General features: G+C 63.3%; 22 protein-coding genes. 18 read left to right on the top strand and 4 right to left on the bottom strand.

The features are described from left to right. Entirely contained in the window at positions 1–2,406 is a 2,406-nt protein-coding gene (gene ftsK, locus F3I16_RS14995) for a DNA translocase FtsK (protein WP_178116674.1), read from the bottom strand. 219 nt (positions 2,407–2,625) lie between these two features. Between ftsK and trxB the strand changes: the two genes are divergently transcribed. The 4 genes from trxB to infA all read left to right on the top strand — a co-directional run bounded on the left by trxB (position 2,626) and on the right by infA (position 5,380). After that, on the top strand, positions 2,626–3,573 hold the full coding sequence (trxB, locus tag F3I16_RS14990; protein WP_160494371.1) for a thioredoxin-disulfide reductase: 948 nt from the start codon (positions 2,626–2,628) through the stop codon (positions 3,571–3,573). 45 nt (positions 3,574–3,618) lie between these two features. Then, the gene (gene aat, locus F3I16_RS14985; protein WP_160494370.1) at positions 3,619–4,299 is read left to right on the top strand and encodes a leucyl/phenylalanyl-tRNA--protein transferase; all 681 of its coding nucleotides are present in this window, start codon (positions 3,619–3,621) and stop codon (positions 4,297–4,299) included. A gap of 54 nt (positions 4,300–4,353) precedes the next feature. After that, entirely contained in the window at positions 4,354–5,061 is a 708-nt protein-coding gene (locus F3I16_RS14980; protein ID WP_160494369.1) for an arginyltransferase, read from the top strand. 100 nt (positions 5,062–5,161) lie between these two features. Next, the gene (infA, locus tag F3I16_RS14975) at positions 5,162–5,380 is read left to right on the top strand and encodes a translation initiation factor IF-1 (RefSeq protein ID WP_002553999.1); all 219 of its coding nucleotides are present in this window, start codon (positions 5,162–5,164) and stop codon (positions 5,378–5,380) included. Between the two features lie 61 nt (positions 5,381–5,441). Here the strand turns inward: infA and clpA are convergent, their stop codons facing one another. Next, positions 5,442–7,712: an ATP-dependent Clp protease ATP-binding subunit ClpA gene (gene clpA, locus F3I16_RS14970; RefSeq protein ID WP_160494368.1), complete on the bottom strand. Its 2,271-nt coding sequence runs from the start codon at positions 7,710–7,712 to the stop codon at positions 5,442–5,444. A gap of 29 nt (positions 7,713–7,741) precedes the next feature. Further along, entirely contained in the window at positions 7,742–8,104 is a 363-nt protein-coding gene (gene clpS / locus F3I16_RS14965; protein WP_160491052.1) for an ATP-dependent Clp protease adapter ClpS, read from the bottom strand. A 231-nt stretch (positions 8,105–8,335) separates the two neighbouring features. Here clpS and cspD point away from each other — a divergent pair, with 231 nt between their 5' ends. Continuing rightward, a complete protein-coding gene (gene cspD, locus F3I16_RS14960) occupies positions 8,336–8,599 on the top strand; it encodes a cold shock domain-containing protein CspD (protein WP_160080807.1) in 264 nt (87 codons plus the stop codon). A 64-nt stretch (positions 8,600–8,663) separates the two neighbouring features. Here cspD and icd read toward each other — a convergent pair whose 3' ends face one another. After that, on the bottom strand, positions 8,664–9,920 hold the full coding sequence (icd, locus tag F3I16_RS14955; RefSeq protein ID WP_160491050.1) for an NADP-dependent isocitrate dehydrogenase: 1,257 nt from the start codon (positions 9,918–9,920) through the stop codon (positions 8,664–8,666). A 323-nt stretch (positions 9,921–10,243) separates the two neighbouring features. Between icd and F3I16_RS14950 the strand changes: the two genes are divergently transcribed. The 13 genes from F3I16_RS14950 (at position 10,244) to F3I16_RS14890 (ending at position 24,142) form a co-directional block, all read left to right on the top strand. Beyond that, positions 10,244–10,690 carry an NUDIX hydrolase gene (locus tag F3I16_RS14950; RefSeq protein ID WP_160494367.1) on the top strand — a complete coding sequence of 149 codons (447 nt, stop codon included), beginning with the start codon at positions 10,244–10,246 and terminating at the stop codon, positions 10,688–10,690. A 64-nt stretch (positions 10,691–10,754) separates the two neighbouring features. Then, positions 10,755–11,885 carry a tRNA 2-thiouridine(34) synthase MnmA gene (gene mnmA / locus F3I16_RS14945; RefSeq protein ID WP_160494366.1) on the top strand — a complete coding sequence of 377 codons (1,131 nt, stop codon included), beginning with the start codon at positions 10,755–10,757 and terminating at the stop codon, positions 11,883–11,885. Next, positions 11,882–12,502, top strand: a complete 621-nt coding sequence (gene hflD / locus F3I16_RS14940) for a high frequency lysogenization protein HflD (protein ID WP_160494365.1) — start codon at positions 11,882–11,884, stop codon at positions 12,500–12,502. The genes mnmA and hflD overlap by 4 nt, the downstream gene beginning before the upstream one ends. Before the next feature lies 1 nt (position 12,503). Continuing rightward, the gene (locus tag F3I16_RS14935; RefSeq protein WP_160494364.1) at positions 12,504–13,367 is read left to right on the top strand and encodes a DMT family transporter; all 864 of its coding nucleotides are present in this window, start codon (positions 12,504–12,506) and stop codon (positions 13,365–13,367) included. 374 nt (positions 13,368–13,741) lie between these two features. After that, the gene (locus tag F3I16_RS14930; protein WP_178116673.1) at positions 13,742–15,256 is read left to right on the top strand and encodes a M28 family metallopeptidase; all 1,515 of its coding nucleotides are present in this window, start codon (positions 13,742–13,744) and stop codon (positions 15,254–15,256) included. Positions 15,257–15,675: 419 nt separating this feature from the next. Beyond that, positions 15,676–17,046 (top strand): adenylosuccinate lyase, encoded by a 1,371-nt coding sequence (purB, locus tag F3I16_RS14925; RefSeq protein WP_160494363.1) that lies wholly within the window; start codon positions 15,676–15,678, stop codon positions 17,044–17,046. A 60-nt stretch (positions 17,047–17,106) separates the two neighbouring features. Then, positions 17,107–18,273, top strand: a complete 1,167-nt coding sequence (locus F3I16_RS14920) for a cupin domain-containing protein (protein ID WP_160494362.1) — start codon at positions 17,107–17,109, stop codon at positions 18,271–18,273. Then, the gene (locus tag F3I16_RS14915; RefSeq protein ID WP_160494361.1) at positions 18,266–18,691 is read left to right on the top strand and encodes a GNAT family N-acetyltransferase; all 426 of its coding nucleotides are present in this window, start codon (positions 18,266–18,268) and stop codon (positions 18,689–18,691) included. Before F3I16_RS14920 ends, F3I16_RS14915 begins: the two co-directional genes overlap by 8 nt. A 41-nt stretch (positions 18,692–18,732) precedes the next feature. Further along, a complete protein-coding gene (locus tag F3I16_RS14910; protein ID WP_160494360.1) occupies positions 18,733–19,362 on the top strand; it encodes a histone acetyltransferase HPA2 in 630 nt (209 codons plus the stop codon). Next, entirely contained in the window at positions 19,359–20,168 is an 810-nt protein-coding gene (locus F3I16_RS14905; RefSeq protein ID WP_160494359.1) for a secretin N-terminal domain-containing protein, read from the top strand. The genes F3I16_RS14910 and F3I16_RS14905 overlap by 4 nt, the downstream gene beginning before the upstream one ends. A 459-nt stretch (positions 20,169–20,627) precedes the next feature. After that, complete coding sequence (locus tag F3I16_RS14900; RefSeq protein WP_160080831.1) at positions 20,628–22,223, top strand: isocitrate lyase; 1,596 nt, start codon at positions 20,628–20,630, stop codon at positions 22,221–22,223. A gap of 817 nt (positions 22,224–23,040) precedes the next feature. Beyond that, the gene (locus tag F3I16_RS14895; protein WP_160080833.1) at positions 23,041–23,454 is read left to right on the top strand and encodes an NADH-quinone oxidoreductase subunit A; all 414 of its coding nucleotides are present in this window, start codon (positions 23,041–23,043) and stop codon (positions 23,452–23,454) included. A gap of 10 nt (positions 23,455–23,464) precedes the next feature. Beyond that, positions 23,465–24,142 carry an NADH-quinone oxidoreductase subunit B family protein gene (locus F3I16_RS14890; protein WP_160491040.1) on the top strand — a complete coding sequence of 226 codons (678 nt, stop codon included), beginning with the start codon at positions 23,465–23,467 and terminating at the stop codon, positions 24,140–24,142. Positions 24,143–24,176: the final 34 nt, after the last annotated feature.

The following is a 24,176-nucleotide window of genomic DNA, read 5'->3' as shown; positions in this document are numbered from 1 at the left end:
TTAATCTCGAACCGGGCTCGGCGCTATCACTTCGCGCGAGCCATTGGTATTCATCGACGTGACCACGCCGGCCATCTCCATGGCCTCGATCATGCGTGCGGCACGGTTGTAGCCGATCTTCAGCTTGCGCTGCACGGCGGAAATGGAGGCACGGCGGCTCTCCAGGACGAAGTTGACGGCTTCGTCATACAGGGGATCGGACTCGCTGCCCTCGCCGCCTTCGCCGCTGCTGCCGCCGTCGAAGCCGATGCCGGCCTCTTCGACGCCAGCCAGGATGTCTTCAATGTAATCGGGAGCGCCGCGCTGCTTCCAGGCTTCGACCACGCGGTGCACTTCATCGTCGGAAACGAAGGCACCATGCACGCGGATCGGCAGGCCGGTGCCCGGTGGCAGGTAGAGCATGTCGCCGTGGCCGAGCAGCTGTTCGGCGCCGCCCTGGTCGAGGATGGTGCGCGAGTCGATCTTGCTGGATACCTGGAACGCCATGCGGGTCGGAATGTTGGCCTTGATCAGGCCGGTGATCACGTCGACCGACGGGCGCTGGGTGGCGAGGATCAGGTGGATACCGGCGGCCCGGGCCTTCTGCGCGATACGCGCGATCAGCTCTTCAACCTTCTTGCCAACGATCATCATCATGTCGGCGAATTCGTCGACCACCACCACGATGGTCGGCAGGCTCTTCAGCAGCGGCGCCTCGTCTTCCATCGACTCGCGGCGGTACAGCGGGTCGGTCAGCGGCGTGCCGGCCTCCTCGGCATCCTTGACCTTGCGGTTGAAGCCGGCCAGGTTGCGCACGCCCATGGCGGCCATCAGCTTGTAGCGGCGCTCCATCTCGGCCACCGACCAGCGCAGGGCATTGGCGGCCTCCTTCATGTCGGTCACCACCGGGCACAGCAGGTGCGGAATGCCCTCGTAGATCGACAGTTCGAGCATCTTCGGGTCGATCATGATCATCCGCGCCTCGTCTGGCGTGGACTTGAACAGGATCGACAGGATCATCGCGTTGACCCCCACCGACTTACCGGAACCGGTGGTACCGGCCACCAGCAGGTGCGGCATCTTGGCCAGGTCGGTGATCACCGGCTTGCCGCCGATATCGTGGCCCAGCGCCAGGGTCACCGGCGACTTGGCGTCGTCGTACTCGGCCGACGAGAGCACCTCGGAGAAGCGCACGATCTGCCGGTCTTCGTTGGGAATCTCAATGCCCACGGTGGTCTTGCCCGGAATCACCTCGACCACGCGCACGCTGATGATCGCCATTGAGCGCGCCAGGTCCTTGGCCAGGCCGGAAATGCGGCTGACCTTGACCCCCGGTGCCAGCTGGATCTCGAAGCGGGTGATCACCGGGCCGGGGTGCACGGATTCGACCATGACCTCGACGCCGAACTCCTTGAGTTTGATTTCCAGCAGGCGCGACATGGCCTCCAGGGACTCGGGGGAATACTGCTTCTGCTTCTTCTCGGCCACATCGAGCAGGGAAATCGGCGGCAAGGTACCGGCCACGGCGCTGTCTTCGAACAGCGGCACCTGCTTCTCCTTCAGCACGCGCTTGCTCGGCTCGGGCGCCTTGGGGGCTGGCGGCGGGGCGATCACCGGCGCTGGGCGGCTCTCGCGCTCGCTCATGTGCTTGGTCAGGGCGTCCTCGCGGGCAATCAGACGCTCCTTGACCTTGGCCTGTTCGCGACGATCGGGCACCACCGGGGCGGCCACTTCGCTGACCCGGTCATCGACCTCGCGCAACTTGGCTACCAGTTGCTTGCGTTCGACCCGGGCGCTCCACCAGCGGTTGATCAGGCTGTTGATCAGTTCGATCAGGTCCAGGGTGATCTTGCCGGTGACATCCATCACCTTGAACCAGGACAGGTCGGCGAATACGGTCAGGCCGAAGAGGAACAGGGAAATGAACAGCAGCGTGCTGCCCTGGACGTTCAGGGCGCCGACCGCCAGCACACTGAGGCTCTCGCCCAGCGCACCACCGGCCGAGGCCGGCAGGCCGGCGCCATCATGGAAGTGGATATCGGCCAGCGCGGCCCCGGCCAGCACCAGGAAGACCAGGCCGATCAGGCGCCAAGAGAACAGCCAGCCGCTCCACTGCCAGGGCTGGTGGCGATTGCGGAATACCTGCCAGGTCTTCACCGCCAGCAGCAGGGGGAACACGTAGGCAAAATAGCCGAGGACCATGAACAGGATATCGGCGAACCAGGCGCCCGCGCGGCCGGCGGCATTCTGCACCTGCTCGACGTTGCTGGTGTGGCTCCAGCCCGGATCGTTCCGGTCGTAGGTCAGCAGCGCCATCCACAGGTAGAGGCAGAGCGCACCGAGTGCGATCAATGCACCTTCCTTGAGTCGGTAGTGCAATTGCTGGCGCCAGAGCGGAACCTGGGCGGTAGGAGTGGAGTTTTTCAAGCGCTGCTATTCCTGCGCCCTGGGCGCGACCAACGATCAGTTGAAAACCTAAAGTCGGACTATTGTACGGATTTACAGGTCCGATGCCATGCCAGCCGCAGCGCGGCGGCGCGTTTTGCCGGCCCTTGCGCTTCGGTGTAGCATACCCGGCAGCTTCTTACCTGCGGCTCAATTGGAGCACGCATTCTCTTTTGTGACAAAGGCTTATGAGGTCTTTTTATGAGCGAAGTCAAGCATTCACGCCTGATCATTCTGGGCTCTGGCCCTGCCGGCTACACCGCTGCCGTCTATGCCGCCCGCGCCAACCTCAAGCCCCTGGTCATCACCGGCATCCAGCCTGGCGGCCAGCTGACCACCACCACCGAAGTCGACAACTGGCCGGGTGACGTCGAAGGCCTGACCGGGCCGGCACTGATGCAGCGCATGCAGGAGCATGCCGAACGCTTCGATACCGAGATCGTCTACGACCACATCCACACCGCCGAGTTGCAGAGCAAGCCCTTCACCCTCAAGGGCGACAACGCCACCTACACCTGCGACGCCCTGATCATCGCCACCGGCGCCAGCGCCCAGTACCTCGGGCTGCCTTCGGAAGAGGCCTTTTCCGGCAAGGGCGTATCCGCCTGCGCGACCTGCGACGGTTTCTTCTACCGCAACCAGGTGGTCTGCGTGATCGGTGGCGGCAACACCGCCGTGGAAGAGGCCCTGTACCTGGCCAACATCGCCAAGGAAGTGCACCTGATCCACCGCCGCGACAAGCTGCGCTCGGAGAAGATCCTGCAGGACAAGTTGTTCGAAAAGGCCGCCAACGGCAATATCCGCCTACACTGGAACCACACCCTGGACGAAGTCCTCGGCGACGCCAGCGGCGTGACCGGCGTACGCCTGAAGAACACAGCCGACGGCAGCAGCAAGGAGCTGCAACTGGCCGGCGTGTTCATCGCCATCGGCCACAAGCCCAACACCGATCTGTTCCAGGGCCAACTGGAAATGCGCGACGGCTACCTGATCGTGCAGGGCGGCAACGAAGGCAACGCCACCGCCACCAGCATCGATGGCGTGTTCGCCGCCGGCGACGTGGCCGACCACGTCTACCGCCAGGCCATCACCTCGGCTGGTGCCGGCTGCATGGCCGCGCTCGACGCCGAAAAATACCTCGACGTCTAAGGTGCGCGCAGGCGGGTGCCATGCGCCCGCCCTGCCCTCCCCCGCATGCTGACCTGGCTGCAACGCGACACCCTCGACTTCCCACCGCTGGATAAAGCCCTGCGCGAGCCCAATGGCCTGCTCGCGGCTGGCGGCGATCTCTCGCCGGCTCGCCTGGTCGCCGCCTATCGGCATGGCTGCTTCCCCTGGTACGCGCAAGGCCAGCCGCTGCTGTGGTGGTCGCCGGATCCGCGCACCGTGCTGTTTCCCGACGAATTCCACCTGTCGCGCAGCCTGGCCAAGCTGATCCGCCAGCAACGCTTCAGCGTCACTTTCGACCACGATTTCGCCGCCGTCATCCAGGCCTGCGCCGAACCGCGCGCCTACGCCGACGGCACCTGGATCACCGAAAGCATGCAGCATGCCTACCTGCAGCTGCACCGCGAGGGCATCGCCCACTCCGTCGAGGTGTGGGAAGGCGAGCAGCTGGTTGGCGGCCTGTATGGCCTGGCCATGGGCCGACTGTTCTTCGGCGAGTCGATGTTCAGCCGCCGCGACAACGCCTCCAAGGTCGGTTTCGCCACCCTGGTCGACAAACTGCGCCACTGGGGGTTCGTCCTGATCGACTGCCAGATGCACACCCAGCACCTGCACAGTTTCGGCGCCCGAGCGATCCCGCGCAGCGAGTTTGCCAGCCACCTGCAGCGCTACCTCGACCAACCCAGCCCGGCAGACTGGCTTGCCTAGGCGACACCGCCAGGCTGGCATACACTTGCTTATGGGTTTTCCCGAGGGTTGACCATGACCGAGCTGGCCCGTCTCAAGTTCTACGCCACCCAGCCACATCCTTGCAGCTACCTGCCCGAGGAACAGGCCACCACGCTGTTTCTCGACCCCAGCCAGCCCATGGATGTGCAGGTGTATGCCGAACTGTCCGAGATGGGCTTCCGCCGCAGCGGCGATCACCTGTACCGCCCCCACTGCCAGCGCTGCACGGCCTGCGTCCCAGCCCGCATCCCCGCCGCCCAGTTCATCCCCAACCGCCAGCAGAAGCGCATCCTCAAGCGCAACGCAGACATTCAGGTGCGCGCCGTGCGCCCGGCGTTCAACGAGGAGTACTACGACCTCTACGTGCGCTACATCGAGCAGCGCCATGCCGATGGCGACATGTACCCACCCAGCCGCGACCAGTTCAGCACCTTCCTGGTCCGCGACCTACCCTTTGCGCGCTTCTACGAGTTCCGCCTGAACCAACGCCTGCTCGCCATCGCCGTCACCGACGTACTGCCCAACGGTCTTTCGGCGGTTTACACCTTCTACGACCCCGATGAAGAACGCCGCAGCCTGGGCCGTTTCGCCATCCTCTGGCAGATTGGCGAAAGCGCTCGCCTGGGCCTGCAGGCCGTCTATCTCGGCTACTGGATCAAGAACTGCCGGAAGATGAGTTACAAGACCCAGTACCGCCCCATCGAGCTGTTCGTCAACCAGCGCTGGACCGCCCTCACCTGAAGCCCTTGGCGGCAGACCGCATTTTCGGGCACAATGCACGCCGCTTTTGCCTGGGGCCAGTTGCGCCGGGCCATTCATTGGACACCGAGGGCTTTACTGCATGTCGAAAGAAGACAGCTTCGAAATGGAAGGCACTGTCGTCGACACCCTGCCCAACACCATGTTCCGTGTGGAGTTGGAAAATGGGCACGTCGTTACCGCGCATATCTCCGGAAAGATGCGCAAGAACTACATCCGCATTCTCACTGGCGACAAGGTCCGCGTCGAGCTGACGCCGTACGACCTGAGCAAGGGCCGCATCACCTACCGCGCCCGCTAAGAACCAGTTGAAATGAAAACGCCCGGCACTGCCGGGCGTTTTCGTTTGCCTCTTTTTCAGGTCAGGCCGGCTCTGCCGTGGTCTCGAACTCGAAATGCAGCTCGTCGCCGACCAGGTCGATGTGCACCACACCGCCATGCTCGGCCAGTTCGCCGAAGAGGATTTCCTCCGCCAGCGGACGCTTGATCTTGTCCTGGATCAGGCGCGCCATGGGCCTTGCCCCCATCGCCACATCGTAGCCCCGCTCGGCCAGCCAGCCACGCGCCGCATCGCTGACTTCCAGCAACACGTGCTTGTCCTCGAGCTGCGCCTGCAGTTCGGTGAGGAACTTGTCGACGATGCTCTTGATCACTTCGTGGTTCAGGCGACCGAACTGGATGATGGTATCCAGGCGATTGCGGAACTCCGGGGTGAAGCTCTTCTTGATCACTTCCATTGCATCGGACGAGTGGTCCTGATAGGTGAAACCGATCGAGGCCCGCGCCGCGGTTTCCGCCCCGGCGTTGGTGGTCATGATCAGGATCACGTTGCGGAAATCCGCCTTGCGCCCGTTGTTGTCGGTCAGGGTACCGTGATCCATCACCTGCAGCAGCAGGTTGAAGACTTCCGGATGGGCCTTCTCGATCTCGTCGAGCAGCAGCACGCAATGCGGCTGCTTGGTGATCGCCTCGGTCAGCAGACCGCCCTGATCGAATCCGACGTAACCGGGTGGCGCGCCGATCAGGCGCGACACGGTGTGGCGCTCCATGTATTCGGACATGTCGAAACGCACCAGCTCGATACCCATGGCCTTGGCCAGCTGACGAGCGGCCTCGGTCTTGCCGACACCGGTCGGCCCGGCGAACAGGAAGGAGCCCACCGGCTTGTCCGGCGCCTTCAGGCCGGCACGCGACAGCTTGATCGCGGTCGCCAGCGAGTCGATCGCCGCATCCTGACCGAACACGGTCAGCTTGAGGTCGCGCTCCAGGTTACGCAGCAGTTCCTTGTCGGAGCTGGTGACGTGCTTCGGGGGAATCCGCGCGATCTTGGCGACAATGTCTTCGACCTGGGCGACTTCGATGCGCTTGGCGCGCTTCTCCTCCGGCTGCAGGCGCTGGTAGGCGCCCGCCTCGTCGATCACGTCGATGGCCTTGTCCGGCATGTGCCGGTCATTGATGTAGCGCGCAGCCAGCTCGGCAGCCGCACGCAGGGCCTCGTCGCTGTACTCGATATGGTGATGCTGTTCGAAGCGCGCCTTGAGCCCGCGCAGGATGCCCACGGTATCCTCGACCGACGGCTCGCTGACATCGACCTTCTGGAAGCGCCGCGCCAGGGCACGGTCCTTCTCGAAGATGCCGCGAAATTCCTGGAAGGTGGTGGAACCGATGCAGCGGATCTCGCCCGAGGACAGCAGCGGCTTGAGCAGGTTGGAGGCATCCATCACCCCGCCCGACGCCGCCCCGGCACCGATGATGGTGTGGATCTCGTCGATGAACAGGATCGCCTGCGGGCGCTTGCGCAACTCGTTGAGCAAGGCCTTGAAGCGCTTCTCGAAGTCGCCGCGGTACTTGGTGCCCGCCAGCAGCGCACCGAGATCGAGGGAATACACCACGCTACCGGACAGCAGGTCCGGCACCTGACCATCGACGATGCGTTTGGCCAGGCCCTCGGCGATGGCGGTCTTGCCCACCCCGGCCTCGCCAACCAGCAGCGGGTTGTTCTTGCGCCGGCGCGCCAGGATCTGCGCCACGCGCTCGACTTCCTGCTCGCGGCCGACCAGCGGATCAATGCGCCCCTGCCGGGACAATTCGTTCAGATTGCTGGCATAGGCATCCAGCGGATTGCTCGAGGCGGGCGAGTCGCCGCCCTCGTCATCCTGCATTTCCTGCTCGCTGTCGGAATGATCGCCATGCCCCGGCACCTTGGAGATGCCATGGGCGATGTAGTTGACCACGTCGATGCGCGCCACGCTCTGCTGCTTGAGCAGAAACACGGCCTGGCTTTCCTGCTCGCTGAAGATCGCCACCAGCACGTTGGCGCCGGTCACTTCGCGCTTGCCCGAACTCTGCACGTGGAATACCGCACGCTGCAGCACGCGCTGGAAGCCCAGGGTCGGCTGGGTTTCGCGCTCTTCATCGTGCTGGGGAATCAGTGGCGTGGTGGAGTCGATGAACTCCTGCAGATCGTGACGCAGCTTGTCCAGATTGGCGCCGCACGCACGCAGCACGGTGGCGGCAGCCTCGTTATCCAGCAGGGCGAGCAGCAGGTGCTCTACCGTCATGAATTCGTGTCGCTTGCCGCGTGCCTCCTTGAAGGCCAGATTGAGGGTGACTTCCAGCTCTCGATTCAACATAGCTTCACCTCTTACCCAAGCGGCCGGTATTAACCGTCCTTCTCTATCTCACAGAGTAGCGGATGCTGGCTTTCCCGGGCGTACTGGTTGACCTGCATGGCCTTGGTTTCTGCGATATCGCGGGTATACAGACCGCAGATTGCCCGTCCCTCTGTATGGACGGTCAGCATGATCTTGGTGGCCAGCTCGCGATTGTGGTTGAAGAACAACTCCAACACCTCGACCACGAAGTCCATCGGCGTGTAGTCATCGTTGAACAGCAGCACCTTGTACATCGGCGGTGCCTGCAGCGACGGCTTGGCTTCCTGAACGGCCAGACCGGAACCTTCGTCCTCACGCGTTGCGGGACGATCCTGATTGAATGTTAGACGAATCTGGCTACTTGCATGCATGCGAAATTGAATGCTTCATGGCTGAGCGAACAGGGATGCTAGACAGGTTTATGACCGGCTTCTCAGCCAGCCGCCGAAGCGCCTTGACTAACGGCAAAAGGGTGTTAAAAACAGTTAGTACCCGTCTCGGGTATCGGGGTTCCGCGCATTCGCCCAGCCCGGTTGATTGCATGCGCGGGACTGAAGTGGATGATACTCCAGAGATGGAGTCCTTTGCAGAGGGATGTCAGCATGCTTAGCGGTAAGGTCAAGTGGTTCAACAACGCCAAGGGCTACGGGTTCATCGTGGCCGACGGCCGAGATGAGGACCTGTTCGCCCACTACTCGGCCATCCAGATGGACGGTTACAAGACTCTCAAGGCCGGCCAACCGGTAAGCTTCGATATTCTGCAAGGCCCCAAGGGCCTGCACGCCGTGAATATCAGCGCCGCCCAGGCTACCAATGAAACGCCGGCGACCAGCAGCTCGCCACAGAGCGTACCGGTAGAAGCCTGATAAAGAGCCTGGAATAAAAAAGGCCGGTCATATGACCGGCCTTTTTTTGTTGCCACTGGTCGCCTTACATCTTGGCGATCATGGCATCACCGAACTGCGAGCAGGACAGCAGCTCGGCACCTTCCATCAGACGCTCGAAGTCGTAGGTCACGGTCTTCGCGGCGATGGCACCGTTGGTGCCCTTGATGATCAGGTCGGCCGCCTCGGTCCAACCCATGTGGCGCAGCATCATCTCGGCGGAGAGGATCAGCGAGCCTGGGTTGACCTTGTCCAGGCCGGCGTACTTCGGCGCAGTGCCGTGGGTCGCCTCGAACATGGCGATGGTGTCGGACAGGTTGGCACCCGGCGCGATACCGATACCACCCACTTCGGCCGCCAGGGCGTCGGACAGGTAGTCACCGTTCAGGTTCAGGGTGGCGATCACGTCGTACTCGGCCGGACGCAGCAGGATCTGCTGCAGCATGGCGTCGGCGATGGCGTCCTTGACCACGATGTTCTTGCCGGTCTTCGGGTTCTTGAACTGCATCCACGGGCCGCCATCCAGCAGCTCGGCGCCGAACTCGTCACGTGCGACTTCGTAGCTCCAATCCTTGAAGGCACCTTCGGTGAACTTCATGATGTTGCCTTTGTGCACGATGGTCAGCGAGTCACGGTCGTTGTCGACAGCGTACTGCAGAGCCTTGCGCGCCAGGCGCTTGGTGCCTTCCTTGGAAACCGGCTTGACGCCGATACCGCAGTCCTGGTCGAAACGGATCTTGGTGACGCCCATTTCTTCCTTCAGGAACTTGATGACCTTGTTCGCCTCGGGCGAACCGGCCTTCCACTCGATACCGGCATAAATGTCTTCGGAGTTTTCACGGAAGATGGTCATGTCGACATCGCCAGGCTTCTTCACCGGGCTCGGCACGCCTTCGAACCAGCGCACCGGGCGCAGGCAGACATACAGATCCAGTTCCTGACGCAGGGCCACGTTCAGCGAGCGAATGCCGCCACCGACCGGAGTGGTCAGCGGGCCCTTGATGGAAACAACGTAGTCACGTACGGCTTCCAGGGTTTCTTTCGGCAGCCAGGTGTCCTGGTCGTAGACCTGGGTGGCTTTCTCGCCGGCGTAGACTTCCATCCAGGAAATCTTGCGCGCGCCGCCGTAGGCTTTTTCGACGGCCGCGTCGACGACCTTGATCATCACCGGGCTGATATCGACACCGATGCCATCACCCTCGATGAACGGGATGATCGGGTTGTTCGGTACGTTCAGGGACATGTCGGCGTTGACGGTGATTTTGTCACCGGTCGCTGGCACCTGGATCTTCTGGTATCCCATGCTTGACTCCGTTGTTTTCGTGGTCTGACATTCCGCCACGCGGATGGCGTGACGAATGGAACTTTGGGTCTCGGAAAGGTGGCTCATTCTTGTAGTTTTTCTACAGAAAGTCACGCACTTTTCGACATTTCCTTACCGCATTGCGGCTACGAGAACTGCGCCAATGCTGCCTTGCAGCATTTCTTGTAGTCAAACTACACACAGCACTACAAAGCCTGAATCGCAACCGACTTTTATCCTAGCAGCTCGGCTCTGGAATGCGCGGATCTGGTCGCTGGCAGAATCTGCCGCTACCATCCGACGCCCAATTTGCGGAGGTGCATATGCGCTTTACCCCCCACGTCACGGTGGCGACCATCGTAGAAGACCAAGGGCGCTTCCTTCTGGTCGAAGAGCTGGCTGGCGGCCGGGTGGTATTAAACCAGCCTGCCGGCCATCTGGAAGCCGACGAAAGTCTCATCGACGCTGCTTTGCGCGAAACCCTGGAAGAGACCGGCTGGCAGGTCGAGCTGAGTGCCGTCACCGGCATCTACCTCTACACCGCCCCAAGCAACGGCGTGACTTACCAGCGCGTGTGCTTCGCCGCCAAGCCAGTGCGCCACCTGGCGGACAGCCCGCTGGACGACGGCATCATCGGTCCGCGCTGGCTGACCCGCGATGAGCTGGCCGACCAACCCGAGCGCTGGCGCAGTGAACTGGTGCTGCGCTGCATCGACGATTACCTGGCTGGCGAGCGTTTCCCGCTCAGCCTGATCCGCGATCCGGCCTGATTCGCCGCCGAGCACCCGCGCCTGCTAGAATCGCGCCCTTCTGCAGTCACCACCTTCGATTCCTATGCCCAGCAGCACCCCAGCCCCCGCCCAACAACGCGTAATCGTCGGCATGTCCGGCGGCGTGGACTCCTCCGTGTCCGCTCTCCTGCTGCTCGAACAGGGTTACCAGGTGGAAGGCCTGTTCATGAAGAACTGGGAAGAGGACGACGGCACCGAATACTGCACCGCCATGGACGACCTGGCCGACGCCCAGGCCGTGTGCGACAAGATCGGCATCAAGTTGCACACCGCCAACTTCGCCGCCGAATACTGGGACAACGTGTTCGAGCATTTCCTCGCCGAGTACAAGGCTGGGCGCACGCCGAATCCGGACATCCTGTGCAACCGCGAGATCAAGTTCAAAGCCTTCCTCGACTACGCCCTGAGCCTCGGCGCCGACCTGATCGCCACCGGCCACTACGTGCGCCGCCGCGACATCGACGGCCGCAGCGAGCTGCTCAAGGGCCTGGACCCAAACAAGGACCAGAGCTACTTCCTGCACGCCGTCGGCGGCGAGCAGATCGGCCGCACCCTGTTCCCGGTGGGCGAATTGGAGAAACCCCAGGTACGCGCCATCGCTGCGAAATACGAGCTGGCCACCGCCAAGAAGAAGGACTCCACCGGCATCTGCTTCATCGGCGAGCGGCGCTTCAGCGACTTCCTCAAGCAGTACCTGCCCGCCCAACCCGGCGATATCGAGACCATTGAGGGTGAGGTGATCGGCCGCCACCACGGCCTGATGTACCACACCATCGGCCAGCGCCAGGGCCTCGGCATCGGCGGCCTCAAGGACGCCAGTGACGAGCCCTGGTACGTACTGGCCAAGGACCTCAAGCGCAACGTGCTACTGGTCGGCCAGGGCAACGAACACCCCTGGCTGTTCAGCCGCGCCCTGCTCGCCTCGGAGATCTACTGGGTCAACCCGGTCGACCTGAGCAACCCGCGCCAGCTCACCGCCAAGGTGCGCTACCGCCAGAGCGACCAGACCTGCACCCTGGAACAGACCGCAGACGGCTACCGCGCCGTGTTCGCCGAACCGCAGCGCGCCGTCACTCCCGGCCAGTCCGTGGTGTTCTACGATGGCGAAGTCTGCCTCGGCGGCGGCGTGATCGAGAGCGCCGAGCCCTGGTTTGCCGGAGCCAGCCTGGCATGAGCCCGATTCAGGAACAACTGACCGCCCTGGCCGCCGTCTTCGAAGCCACTACCCTGGTCGACAAGATCGCCCGCACCGGCCAGGCCAGCGAAGCCGATATCACCTGCCTGCTCGGCAGCCTGCTGGTCCGCGAGCCGAAGAACACCCTGGAGGTCTACGGCGGCGACGACCTCAACCTGCGCGAGGGCTACAAGGCCCTGGCCAGTGCCCTCGAACGCAACCCGGCGAGCCTGCAGCGCGAACCGCTGCGCTATGCCCTGGCCCTGCTCGGCCTGGAGCGCCAGCTGGCCAAGCGCGACGACCTGCTGCAGGTGATCGGCAGCCGCCTGGACCAGATCCAGCAGCAGGTCGGCCACTTCGGCCTGACCCACGAGAACGTGATTTCCTCCTGCGGCGCCCTGTACCAGGACACCATCAGCACCTTCCGCCAGCGCATCCAGGTGCAGGGCGACATGCGCTTCCTGCAGCAGGCCGGCAATGCAGCGAAGATCCGCGCCCTATTGCTCACCGGCATCCGTTCGGCGCGCCTGTGGCGCCAGCTCGGCGGCAGCCGCTGGCAACTGGTGCTCGGTCGCCGCAAGCTGCTCAAGGAACTCTACCCGCTGCTGCGCGGCTGACATGAAGCCATCCTCGCGCAGCAGCAAGCCAGCCCAGGGCGCCCTGCTGCTGGCGCTTTCCGCCCTGCTGTTCTCGCTGATGGGCGTCGGCATTCGCGAGGTCTCGCTCAGCGTCAACAACGAGTCCGTGGTGTTCTTCCGCAACCTGGTCGGCGTGCTGTTCTTCCTGCCACTGGTGCTGCTCAAGGGCACCCAACCGCTGAAGACCGGGCGCCTGAAATCCCACCTGTGGCGCACCACCTACGGCCTGGCGGCGATGTACTGCTTCTTTTACGCCATCGCCCACCTGCCGCTGGCCGACGCCATGCTGTTCACCTACTCGGCCCCGGTGTTCACCCCACTGATCGCCTGGTGGTGGCTGAAAGAACCACTGACCCGGCGCATGCTGCTGACCACCGGCATCGGCCTGATCGGCGTACTGCTGGTGGCCAAGCCCAGCCAGGCGCTGCTAGACAGCCAGGCGCTGGTCGGCCTGGCCGCCAGCATCCTGGCCGCCTTCGCCTTTGTCTCGATCCGCGAGATGAGCAATACCGAACCGGCCTTTCGCATCGTCTTCTACTTCGCCCTGTTCAGCTCCCTGATCTCGGCCATCCCGCTGACCTGGGCCTGGCAGCCGCTGGACAGCCACGACCTGGGCCTGCTGCTGGTGATCGGCCTGCTCGCCACCGTCAGCCAGATCGTCATGTCCAAGGCCTACGCCCTGGCCCCGCCCGGCATCATCGGCCCGATCGCCTACCTGGCCATCGTCTTTGCCGGGCTGATCGCCTGGCTGCGCTGGGGCGAAATGCCCGACCTGACCTCGCTGTTCGGCGCCGCGCTGATCTTCGCCGCCAGCCTGCTATCGATCCCCCGGCGCACCGGCTGAACGGCAAGCAGGGCAACCACCCCTGCCGGCCAATTCCAGCGCCATGTCACCAACCTTGTCGATCATCGCCGCAATATGCCGCTACAGCCTGGGCGATGAACGGGGCCGGCTGAGGTCGCGCGGCGAATGGCTGGGGCTGCCGGCCATTGGCCGAGTCGGGCCCAGGCGTCAGGCAGACGCCCCACCCGCCACCAGCAGGGCCGCTATAGAGCAATTGCCCCGCTAGCAGTTGCCGGGATTTGCTCTACGCTTCCCAAGCAGCCTGACACGGCAATGGATGAGATTGAAATGGCAGTCGGCCAGGCGACTATGGCCACTGAAGTGCTCAAAGGCGTTGTCTTCGGTGAGATTTTTTTCACACAGGAGCCCCCCCCATGAGAACGATGAAGCTGACGCTGCTGACAGCAGCCCTCCTCGCCGCTCAGCAGAGCACCGCGGCCGTCCCGGTCGATACCGAAGTCTTCCGCGCGGCCATTACGCCGCAAGGCGTGCGCGCGCATCAGTTAGACCTTCAGGCTATCGCCGATGCCAACGGCGGTACGCGCGCCGCAGCGACACCAGGCTATGAGGCTTCCCTCGAGCATATCAGGGGGCTGGTCGAATCCGCCGGCTACTACGTAACGGTGCAGCCCTTCGAATTTCCCTACTTCGAGGAACTGTCACCCGCACAGCTCGAACAAGTGGCGCCAGTGGCCACTGTGTATCCCTACTCCGACGTCGCCGGCTTCACCACCATGGAATACTCTGGCGCCGGCGTAGTTACCAGCACTGCCGAAGGCGTCGACCTGCAGTTGCCTCCGGCCGCCACAGCCAACAGCTCGACCAGCGGCTGCGAGGCGGAGGACTTTGCCGGATTCACGCCCGGTAATATCGCCATTATCCAGCGCGGTACCTGCAGCTTCTTGCTGAAGGCACAGAATGCCGAAGCGGCGGGTGCGAGCGGCGTAGTGATATTCAACGAGGGCCAGGCGGATCGTACCGAGGCCTTCAGCGGCACCCTCGGTGAACCGTCCGTGAGCATACCGGTGGTCGGCGCCGCCTTCGCCGTCGGCGAGGAGCTGGCGACAGAGGGCGTCGTAGCGCGCGTCCTCGTCGACGCCATCTCGGAGCTTCGCAGCACCGAAAACCTGATTGCCGAGACACCTGGAGGGCGCGACGATCGCGTCGTGGTGGTCGGTGCGCATCTCGACTCGGTGCCGGAAGGCCCCGGTATCAATGACAACGGCAGCGGCTCGGCAGCGCTGCTCGAAATGGCGCTGCAGCTGGCCAAAATGGGCGCCGAGCCCGTCAACCAGCTGCGCTTCGCCTGGTGGGGGGCCGAGGAGGCCGGGCTGCACGGCTCCCAGGCCTACGTCGACAGTCTGAGTGCGCGCGACATCAAGAACATCGCAGTGAACCTCAACTTCGACATGATCGGCTCACCCAACTTCGTGCGCTTCGTTTACGACGGTGACGGCTCGGCGACCGGCACTGCGGGCCCCAACGGCTCCGGCAATATCGAGCAAACCTTCCTTGACTACTTCGCCGGTCAGGGATTGCCGATCGAACCGACCGCCTTCGATGGGCGCTCCGACTATGGCCCCTTCATCGCGGTGGGCATTCCGGCCGGCGGCCTCTTCACTGGCGCCGAGGACATCAAGACCGCCGAGCAGGCGGTAATCTACGGTGGAACCGCCGGAGCTCCGTACGACCCCTGCTACCATCAGGCCTGCGACACCTATGCCAACAACAGTGACGAGGCACTGGATCAGATGTCCGATGCCGCGGCTCATGCGCTCTACACCTTCGCGATGACCAGTTCGTCGGTCAATGGCACCGACAAGGGCTCGGACAAGGCGCAGAAGGCCGCAGACGCACTCGACTACCAGGGCAACAAACTGCGCCGCTAAGGCGTAGCGGCCGGGAGGCCCTGCCCTCCCGGCAACCCCTGGATATCAAGGGCGGCGCTTGCGCCTGAACTGATGCCAGCTCCTCTTCGCACAGAAGATCTACCTCGCAGGGCAATCGCGCTACAGCGGCCCTGCGCCACACAGCAGTTGCGAACGGTAGTTATCGCTTGCGTAAGCCCACCTGCGGCGGCCCATGCTCGACGCGCCACTGTCATTCTGCCGGATGAGGTTCAGGGTGGTGCGCCGGATGACTGACGGGTAGCTGGCCAAATGCCCCCTGCGGCTTCGGTTGCCATCTTCGCAAAGCTGTACGTCCAGCACCGATTGCCCTGACCGGCAACCTTCAGGCTACGGCCTGCGTCACGATTTCATGTATGATGTGCGCCCTTTTCGTTGACCGACAGCCCGAGAACGCCTCCATGCAGCTCTCCTCGCTCACCGCGGTTTCCCCCGTTGATGGCCGTTACGCCTCCAAAACCAGCGCCCTGCGCCCGATCTTCAGCGAATACGGCCTGATCCGTTTCCGCGTCATGGTCGAAGTGCGCTGGCTGCAGCGCCTGGCCGCCCACGAAGGCGTCAGCGAAGTCGCGCCCTTCTCCGCCGAAGCCAATGCCCTGCTCAACGAACTGGCGGATAACTTCGCCGTCGAGCACGCCGAGCGCGTGAAAGAGATCGAGCGCACCACCAACCACGACGTCAAAGCCGTGGAGTACCTGCTCAAGGAGCAGGCCGCCAAGCTGCCGGAACTGGCCGCAGTCAGCGAGTTCATCCACTTCGCCTGCACCAGCGAGGACATCAACAACCTGTCCCATGCCCTGATGCTGCGCGAAGGCCGCGACGGCGTGCTGCTGCCGCTGATGAAGCAGATCGCCGCCGCCATCCGCGAGCTGGCGATCAAGTTCGCCGACGTGCCGATGCTCTCGCGCACCCACGGCCAGCCGGCTTCGCCGACCACCCTGGGCAAGGAACTGGCCAACGTGGTCTACCGCCTGGAGCGGCAGATCGCACAAGTGGCGGCCGTGCCGCTGCTGGGCAAGATCAACGGCGCCGTGGGCAACTACAACGCCCACCTGTCGGCCTACCCGCAGATCGACTGGGAAGCCAACGCCCGCCAGTTCATCGAAGGCGACCTGGGCCTGCAGTTCAACCCCTACACCACGCAGATCGAGCCGCACGACTACATCGCCGAGCTGTTCGATGCCATCGCCCGTTTCAACACCATCCTCATCGACTTCGATCGCGACATCTGGGGCTACATCTCCCTCGGCTACTTCAAACAGAAGACCGTGGCCGGCGAAATCGGCTCCTCGACCATGCCGCACAAGGTCAACCCGATCGACTTCGAAAACTCCGAAGGCAACCTGGGCATCGCCAACGCATTGTTCCAGCACCTGGCCAGCAAGCTGCCAATCTCCCGCTGGCAGCGCGACCTGACCGACTCCACCGTGCTGCGCAACCTCGGTGTCGGCTTCGCCCACAGCGTCATCGCCTACGAAGCCAGCCTCAAAGGCATCGGCAAGCTGGAGCTGAACGAAGCGCGTATCGCCGCCGACCTGGACGCCTGCTGGGAAGTGCTCGCCGAGCCGATCCAGACCGTGATGCGCCGCTACGCCATCGAGAACCCCTACGAGAAGCTCAAGGAGCTGACCCGCGGCAAGGGCATCAGCCCGGAAGCCCTGCTGACCTTCATCGACGGCCTGGACATGCCGGCCGCCGCCAAGGAAGAACTCAAGCAACTGACCCCGGCCAACTACATCGGCAACGCCGTAGCCCAGGCCAAGCGCGTCTGACAGACGCATCTCTTTTGCACGCCCGGCTGTGCCGGGCGTTTTTATTTCAAAGGCTTGCACATGACTACTGATGTACCTCTTCAACTGCTCGGCGGTCTTACAGCCCGTGAATTCCTGCGCGATTACTGGCAGAAGAAACCCCTGCTGATCCGCCAGGCCATCCCCGACTTCGAAAGCCCGATCAGCCCGGACGAACTGGCCGGCCTGGCCCTGGAAGAGGAAGTCGAGTCGCGCCTGGTCATAGAGCACGGCGAGCGCCCTTGGGAACTGCGCCGCGGCCCGTTCGCCGAGGACACCTTCGGCCAGCTGCCGGAGCACGACTGGACCCTCTTGGTGCAGGCCGTCGACCAGTTCGTTCCGGAAGTCGCCGAACTGCTCAAGCAGTTCAACTTCCTACCCAGCTGGCGCATCGACGACGTGATGATCAGCTTCGCCGCGCCCGGCGGCGGCGTCGGCCCGCACTACGACAACTACGACGTGTTCCTCCTCCAGGCCCACGGCCAGCGCCGCTGGCGCATCGGCCAGATGTGCGACGCCGACAGCGCCCTGCTGGAACACAGCGACCTGCGCATCCTCGCCGACTTCGAACAGACCGACGAATGGGTGCTGGAGCCCGGCGACATGCTCTACCTGCCGCCGCGCCTGGCCCACTTCGGCACCGCCGAGGACGACTGCATGACCTATTCGGTGGGTTTCCGCGCACCCAGCGCCGCCGAAGTGCTGACCCACTTCACCGACTTCCTCGCCCAGTTCCTGCCGGACGAAGAACGCTACAGCGACGCCGGCACCGCACCGACCGCCGACCCACACCAGATCCAGCGCGACGCCCTCGACCGCCTGAAGGCCCTGCTGGCCGAGCACATGGGCGACGAGCGCCTGCTGCTGACCTGGTTCGGCCAGTTCATGACCGAGCCGCGCTACCCGGAACTGATCGCCGGCAGCGAAATCGACGACGACGAGTTCCTCGCCGCCATCGAGCAAGGCGCGGTACTGGTGCGCAACCCCAGCGCGCGCATGGCCTGGAGCGAGGTGGATGTCGGCCTGGTGCTGTTCGCCAGCGGCCAGAGCCGCCTTCTGCCAGCCAACCTGAAGGATCTGCTGCGCCTGATCTGCGCCGCCGACGCCCTGCATGCCGACAACCTCGGCCAATGGCTCGCCGATGAAGAGGGGCGTAAGCTGCTCTGCGAATTGGTCAAACAAGGCAGTCTGGAGTTTGCCGATGAATGACATCCACGTCCGCCTCGCCAGCTGGCAGAAGGACAATGCCGAGCTGCGCCGCATCCGCCAAGCGGTATTCATTGCCGAACAGGCCGTGCCGGCCGAACTCGAATGGGACGATGAAGACAGCGAGGCCGTGCACTTCCTCGCCCTCGAAGGCGACTACCCGATCGGCACCGCCCGCCTGCTGGCCGACGGCCAGATCGGCCGGGTTTCCGTGCTCAAGGACTGGCGCGGCCTGAAGGTCGGCGACGCGCTGATGCACGCCGCCATCGCCGAGGCGGAAAAGCGCGGCCAGCGTGAACAGAAGCTCAGCGCCCAGGTGCATGCCACGGCATTCTATGAACGCCTCGGCTTCCACAGCGAGGGCGCCGAATACCTGGAGGCCGGCATCCCCCACGTATTGATGGTGCGCCATAGCGACTAGCCTGTAAGCAGCGCCCCTTGCCACGGCGCCCAGAGGTAGCGATGAACCCAGAAGACGCCCCGCCGAACGAAAGCGAGCCCGACCTGCCGGCCATCGATTTCCACTCGCCGGGGCGTTTCGCCGTGCACAATCCACAGCCCGAGCTCCCCGCCCCCGAACGCCGCGAACCGGCGCCCTTCGAGCTGGGCCGCGAGGCCAGCCTGCAGCGCTTCGCCAGCGCCGAAGAGGCCCAGGCCCACGCCCTGGCCCTGCTGCAACAGAGCCGGCACAGCCTGTGCCTGTACACCCCGGATCTGGAGCCCTGGCTGTACAACCACAGCAGCGTGCAGGAGGCCTGCACCCGGCTGCTCCTGGCCAGCCCGAGGAATCGCCTGCGCATCCTGGTGCGCGACGTCGGCCGCCCGGTCAGCCTCGGCCACCGCCTGCTCAACCTGGGCCGACGGGTGACCAGCAACCTGCACGTCCGCCGCCTCAACCCCGACCTGCCGAGCGAAGAAAGCGCCTACCTGCTGGCCGATGCGCACGGCCTGCTCCTGCGCCCGCAGGCCGATGTCTGGGCCGGCTACGCCTGGTATAACGACCCGGCACGCGTGCGCCAGCAACAGGCACAATTCGACCAGGCCTGGAATACCAGCGTGCTCGACCCCGACCTACGGAGTTTTCTGCTATGACCTTGCGTACCTGCCTGGCCAGCCTGCTGCTGGCCCTGTGCCTGCCGCTGCAGGCCGCCACCGAACTGCTGCCGCTGAACTACCGTACCGCCGACGAGGTGATTCCGGTGGTGCAATCGGTACTCGACGGCCAGGGCAAGGTCAGCGCCTATGGCAACCAGCTGGTGGTCAATGCCTCGGCGGAGAAAATCCAGGAGATTCGCGAGCTGCTCAGCCAACTGGACACCGCGCCACGCCGCCTGCTGATCAGCGTCGACACCAGCGAATCGGGCTATCAGGACAGCGAAGGTTATGCCGTCAACGGCTCCGCCAGTGCCGGCAACGTGGAGATCGAGGCCGGCCGCGGCGAAGTCCACGGTCGTGACCAGGTGCGCATCATTCGCCGCTCCACCGACAGCCGCACCGGTGGCATCCAGCAGGTGCAGACCACCGAGGGCTACCCGGCACTGATCCAGGTCGGCCAGAGCGTACCGCTGACCAACACCAGCATCGGTCCCTACGGGCAGATTTCACAGAACACCGAGTACCGCAATGTCACCCAGGGCTTCTACGTCACCGCCAGCGTGACCGGGGACAGGGTCCACGTCAGCATCAGCAGCAACAACGATCGCATGAACCGCTCGCAACCCGGGGTGATCGACGTGCAGAGCACCGACACCCGCGTCAGCGGGCGCCTGGGCGAATGGATCACCCTCGGCGGGGTCAGCGAGCAGAGCCAGAACGACGACAGCGGCTTCCTGCGCCGCCACTCCACCCAGGGCGCCAGCGACATGAGCATGCGCATCAAGGTCGACGCGCTGGACTGACGCGAAGGCTCTGGCTTGCCGTGTAGTGGCGACGCACGGACACTACAAAATCGTTGACGCAACCTTCTTTGAAGGGCATCATGGCCCCGCTCCCGCTAGCCAGGGGCTCCGTCAAGGGGTCTCCAGATCGGCTCCGTACCACCATTCGGAACGATCCGTGTTTTAACAGCCCACAAGGCGTTTCGACGAGGTTGCGACTGGAACGAAAGTTGTCCTGAGGGACGGGGAAGCCAGCGTATCAGCCAGACCGTTTGACCAGTCAGCGCCTGCCCCCGGCAAGCCAGCAGACGACTCGGTTGCGGACTGCTTGTCTCGTCACCCCCTCCTCCGCGTTCTGCTCTCGTCCCTGTCGATATTTCGGCGTTCTGTTTTGTGTCGCCCGCAACAGCAAGTTTTTTGCACGTTGGTTTTGGGTGGGAAGTCGGTGCTCAACCAAACTCACACTTTGAAGGATTGACCATGTCAGCTTATCAAAACGACATCAAAGCCGTTGCCGCCCTGAAAGAAGCCGCAGGCAGCAGCTGGAGCGCTATCAACCCGGAATCCGTGGCCCGCATGCGCGCCCAGAACCGTTTCAAGACCGGCCTGGAAATCGCCCAGTACACCGCTGACATCATGCGCAAAGACATGGCCGAGTACGACGCCGACTCGTCCGTCTACACCCAGTCGCTGGGTTGCTGGCACGGCTTCATCGGTCAGCAGAAGCTGATCTCGATCAAGAAGCACCTGAAGACCACCAACAAGCGCTACCTGTACCTGTCCGGCTGGATGGTTGCCGCCCTGCGTTCCGACTTCGGCCCGCTGCCGGACCAGTCGATGCACGAGAAGACTGCCGTCTCCGACCTGATTGAAGAGCTGTACACCTTCCTGCGCCAGGCTGACAGCCGCGAGCTGGACCTGCTGTTCACCGCCGTTGACGCTGCTCGCGCCGCTGGCGACAAGGCCAAGGAAGCCGAGCTGCAAGCTCAGATCGACAACTACGAAACCCACATCGTACCGATCATCGCCGACATCGACGCCGGCTTCGGCAACCCGGAAGCCACCTACCTGCTGGCCAAGCGCATGATCGAAGCAGGCGCTTGCTGCATCCAGATCGAAAACCAGGTTTCCGACGAGAAGCAGTGCGGTCACCAAGACGGTAAAGTCACCGTTCCGCACGCCGACTTCCTGGCCAAGATCGCTGCCGTTCGCTACGCCTTCCTGGAACTGGGCATCGACAACGGCGTGATCGTTGCTCGTACCGACTCCCTGGGTGCCGGCCTGACCAAGCAGATCGCCGTAACCAACGCTCCGGGCGACCTGGGCGACCAGTACAACTCCTTCCTGGATTGCGAAGAAGTTTCCGCTGCCGAGCTGAAGAACGGCGACGTCGTTCTGAACCGCGAAGGCAAGCTGCTGCGTCCGAAGCGTCTGCCGTCCAACCTGTTCCAGTTCCGTGCTGGCACCGGTGAAGCCCGTTGCGTACTGGACTGCATCACCTCGCTGCAGAACGGCGCCGACCTGCTGTGGATCGAAACCGAGAAGCCGCACGTTGGTCAGATCGCGGCCATGGTTAACGAGATCCGCAAGGTCATCCCGAACGCCAAGCTGGTTTACAACAACAGCCCGTCCTTCAACTGGACTCTGAACTTCCGCCAGCAGGTGTTCGATGCGTTCGTTGCCGAAGGCAAAGACGTTTCCGCCTACGACCGCGCCAAGCTGATGAGCATCGAGTACGACGCCACCGAACTGGCCCAGGTTGCCGACGAGAAGATCCGCACCTTCCAGCGCGACGGTTCGGCTCATGCCGGCATCTTCCACCACCTGATCACCCTGCCGACCTACCACACCGCCGCGCTGTCCACCGACAACCTGGCCAAGGGTTACTTCGCCGACCAGGGCATGCTGGCCTACGTGAAAGGCGTGCAGCGTGAAGAACTGCGTCAGGGCATCGCCTGCGTCAAGCACCAGAACATGGCTGGCTCCGACATCGGTGACAACCACAAAGAGTACTTCGCTGGCGAAGCCGCTCTGAAAGCCTCTGGTAAAGACAACACCATGAACCAGTTCCACTAATAGGAACCGGTTCTCCCGGACAGAGCCACGCCCCTGTTCGAGAGTGTTGCCAGACAAACCCCAGCAGCGATGCTGGGGTTTGTTTTTTTTGTGCAGCGGCGACATCAATGACGCCCGCAGGCCCGCAGGCCCGCCGGTCGCCACCACTCACGCACCTCTGCCGCATCTGCAACGCGCCACCCCATCCCGGCGAACCACGCCTTGCGCCGCTCGACCGGCGCCGTCAGGGCACACCCTCTACTACCGCAGCCCACACTACGGCCATGACAGCCATGCCGTACTGGCTCGCATCACGACTTCCCCATGAGCCCGCAGAGGCCTAGCAACGTGCCATCGCCCCGTACCACCATGCCTCACCGGCCAGCACCGCTCACGCCGGAAGATTGCCAGCTTGAAGGCCGCCCCCATGATCTTTGTACAAAGCGCAGAAGGTCATGATCCCAACTACAACTATCCAGGCCGGTGCTGAATGTTTTTTACTGCCGCTGCAGACAAAAAACTTGTTCCTGATCGGCGGTCAATACAATGCCACGTAAACAATTACGGACAGATAGCTTTCACAAAGGCGTCACCCGGGAGTCAAAAAACGTCAATTTAGGCGTACTACCAAAGGAGTAGAGCGCCCTGCAGGGGTGATAGGGCCTGCGTTACAGGCGTAGACGGCCGAAATGAGCGGCCGGATCCGTTCATTTTTTTATTCAGAAAAATTTACTTACCTTGCCCTGCGCGCATAAAATTGCGCCCATACTTTGCAGGGCTCCGGATCGGGGCTCTCCATATAAATAGAAGGCCGTTCCTTAATCCAAGGAGAAGCGGCATGCCTGATGCGGTAACGACCATGTCCCACAACTGGGCTTTTGCCATTTTCCTGCTCGGCGTGTTCGGGCTCATCGCGTTCATGCTCGGCGTTTCCAGCCTGCTCGGCAGCCGGGCCTGGGGGCGGAGCAAGAATGATCCCTTCGAATCCGGCATGCTGCCTACCGGCACGGCCCGTCTACGCCTCTCGGCGAAGTTCTATCTGGTCGCGATGCTCTTCGTGATTTTCGATGTTGAAGCCCTCTTTCTCTTCGCTTGGGCAGTCTCGGTGCGCGAAAGCGGCTGGGCCGGCCTGATCGAAGCTACAGTTTTCATAGCAATTCTGTTGGCAGGTCTTGTCTATCTTTGGCGTATCGGCGCGCTCGACTGGGCACCCGAGGGCCGTCGCAATCGACAGGCGAAGCTAAAACAATGAGGCTTTGGCAATGCAATACAAACTTACTCGGATCGATCCGGATGCGCCTAATGAGCAGTATCCGGTCGGCGAGCGGGAGACTGTCTCCGACCCGCTGCTAGAAGATCAGGTCCACAAGAACATCTACATGGGCAAGCTCGAAGATGTTCTCAACGGTGCGGTGAACTGGGGTCGCAAGAACTCCCTGTGGCCGTACAACTTCGGCCTGTCCTGCTGCTACGTGGAAATGACCACGGCCTTCACTGCGCCCCACGATATCGCGCGCTTCGGCGCGGAAGTTATCCGTGCGTCCCCGCGCCAGGCCGATTTCATGGTCATCGCCGGCACCTGCTTCATCAAGATGGCGCCGATCATCCAGCGCCTGTACGAGCAGATGCTGGAGCCCAAGTGGGTGATTTCCATGGGCTCGTGCGCCAACTCCGGCGGCATGTACGACATCTACTCGGTGGTTCAGGGGGTCGACAAGTTCCTTCCGGTCGACGTCTACATTCCCGGCTGCCCGCCCCGCCCCGAGGCGTTCCTGCAAGGCCTGATGCTGCTGCAGGAGTCCATCGGCAAGGAGCGTCGTCCGCTGTCCTGGGTCGTGGGCGATCAAGGCATCTACCGTGCCGAAATGCCTTCGCAGAAAGAACAGCGCCGCGAACAGCGCATAGCTGTCACCAACCTGCGCAGCCCCGACGAAGTGTGAGCCCGGACTCCCGTTCGAGCCCGCTCACTGACGC

Origin of the sequence: Pseudomonas sp. L-22-4S-12, assembly GCF_009799935.1 — a bacterium.
GTDB lineage: Bacteria > Pseudomonadota > Gammaproteobacteria > Pseudomonadales > Pseudomonadaceae > Aquipseudomonas.
Note: the sequence above shows the minus strand (reverse complement) of the source record. Positions and strands in the feature narration are given on the sequence as shown.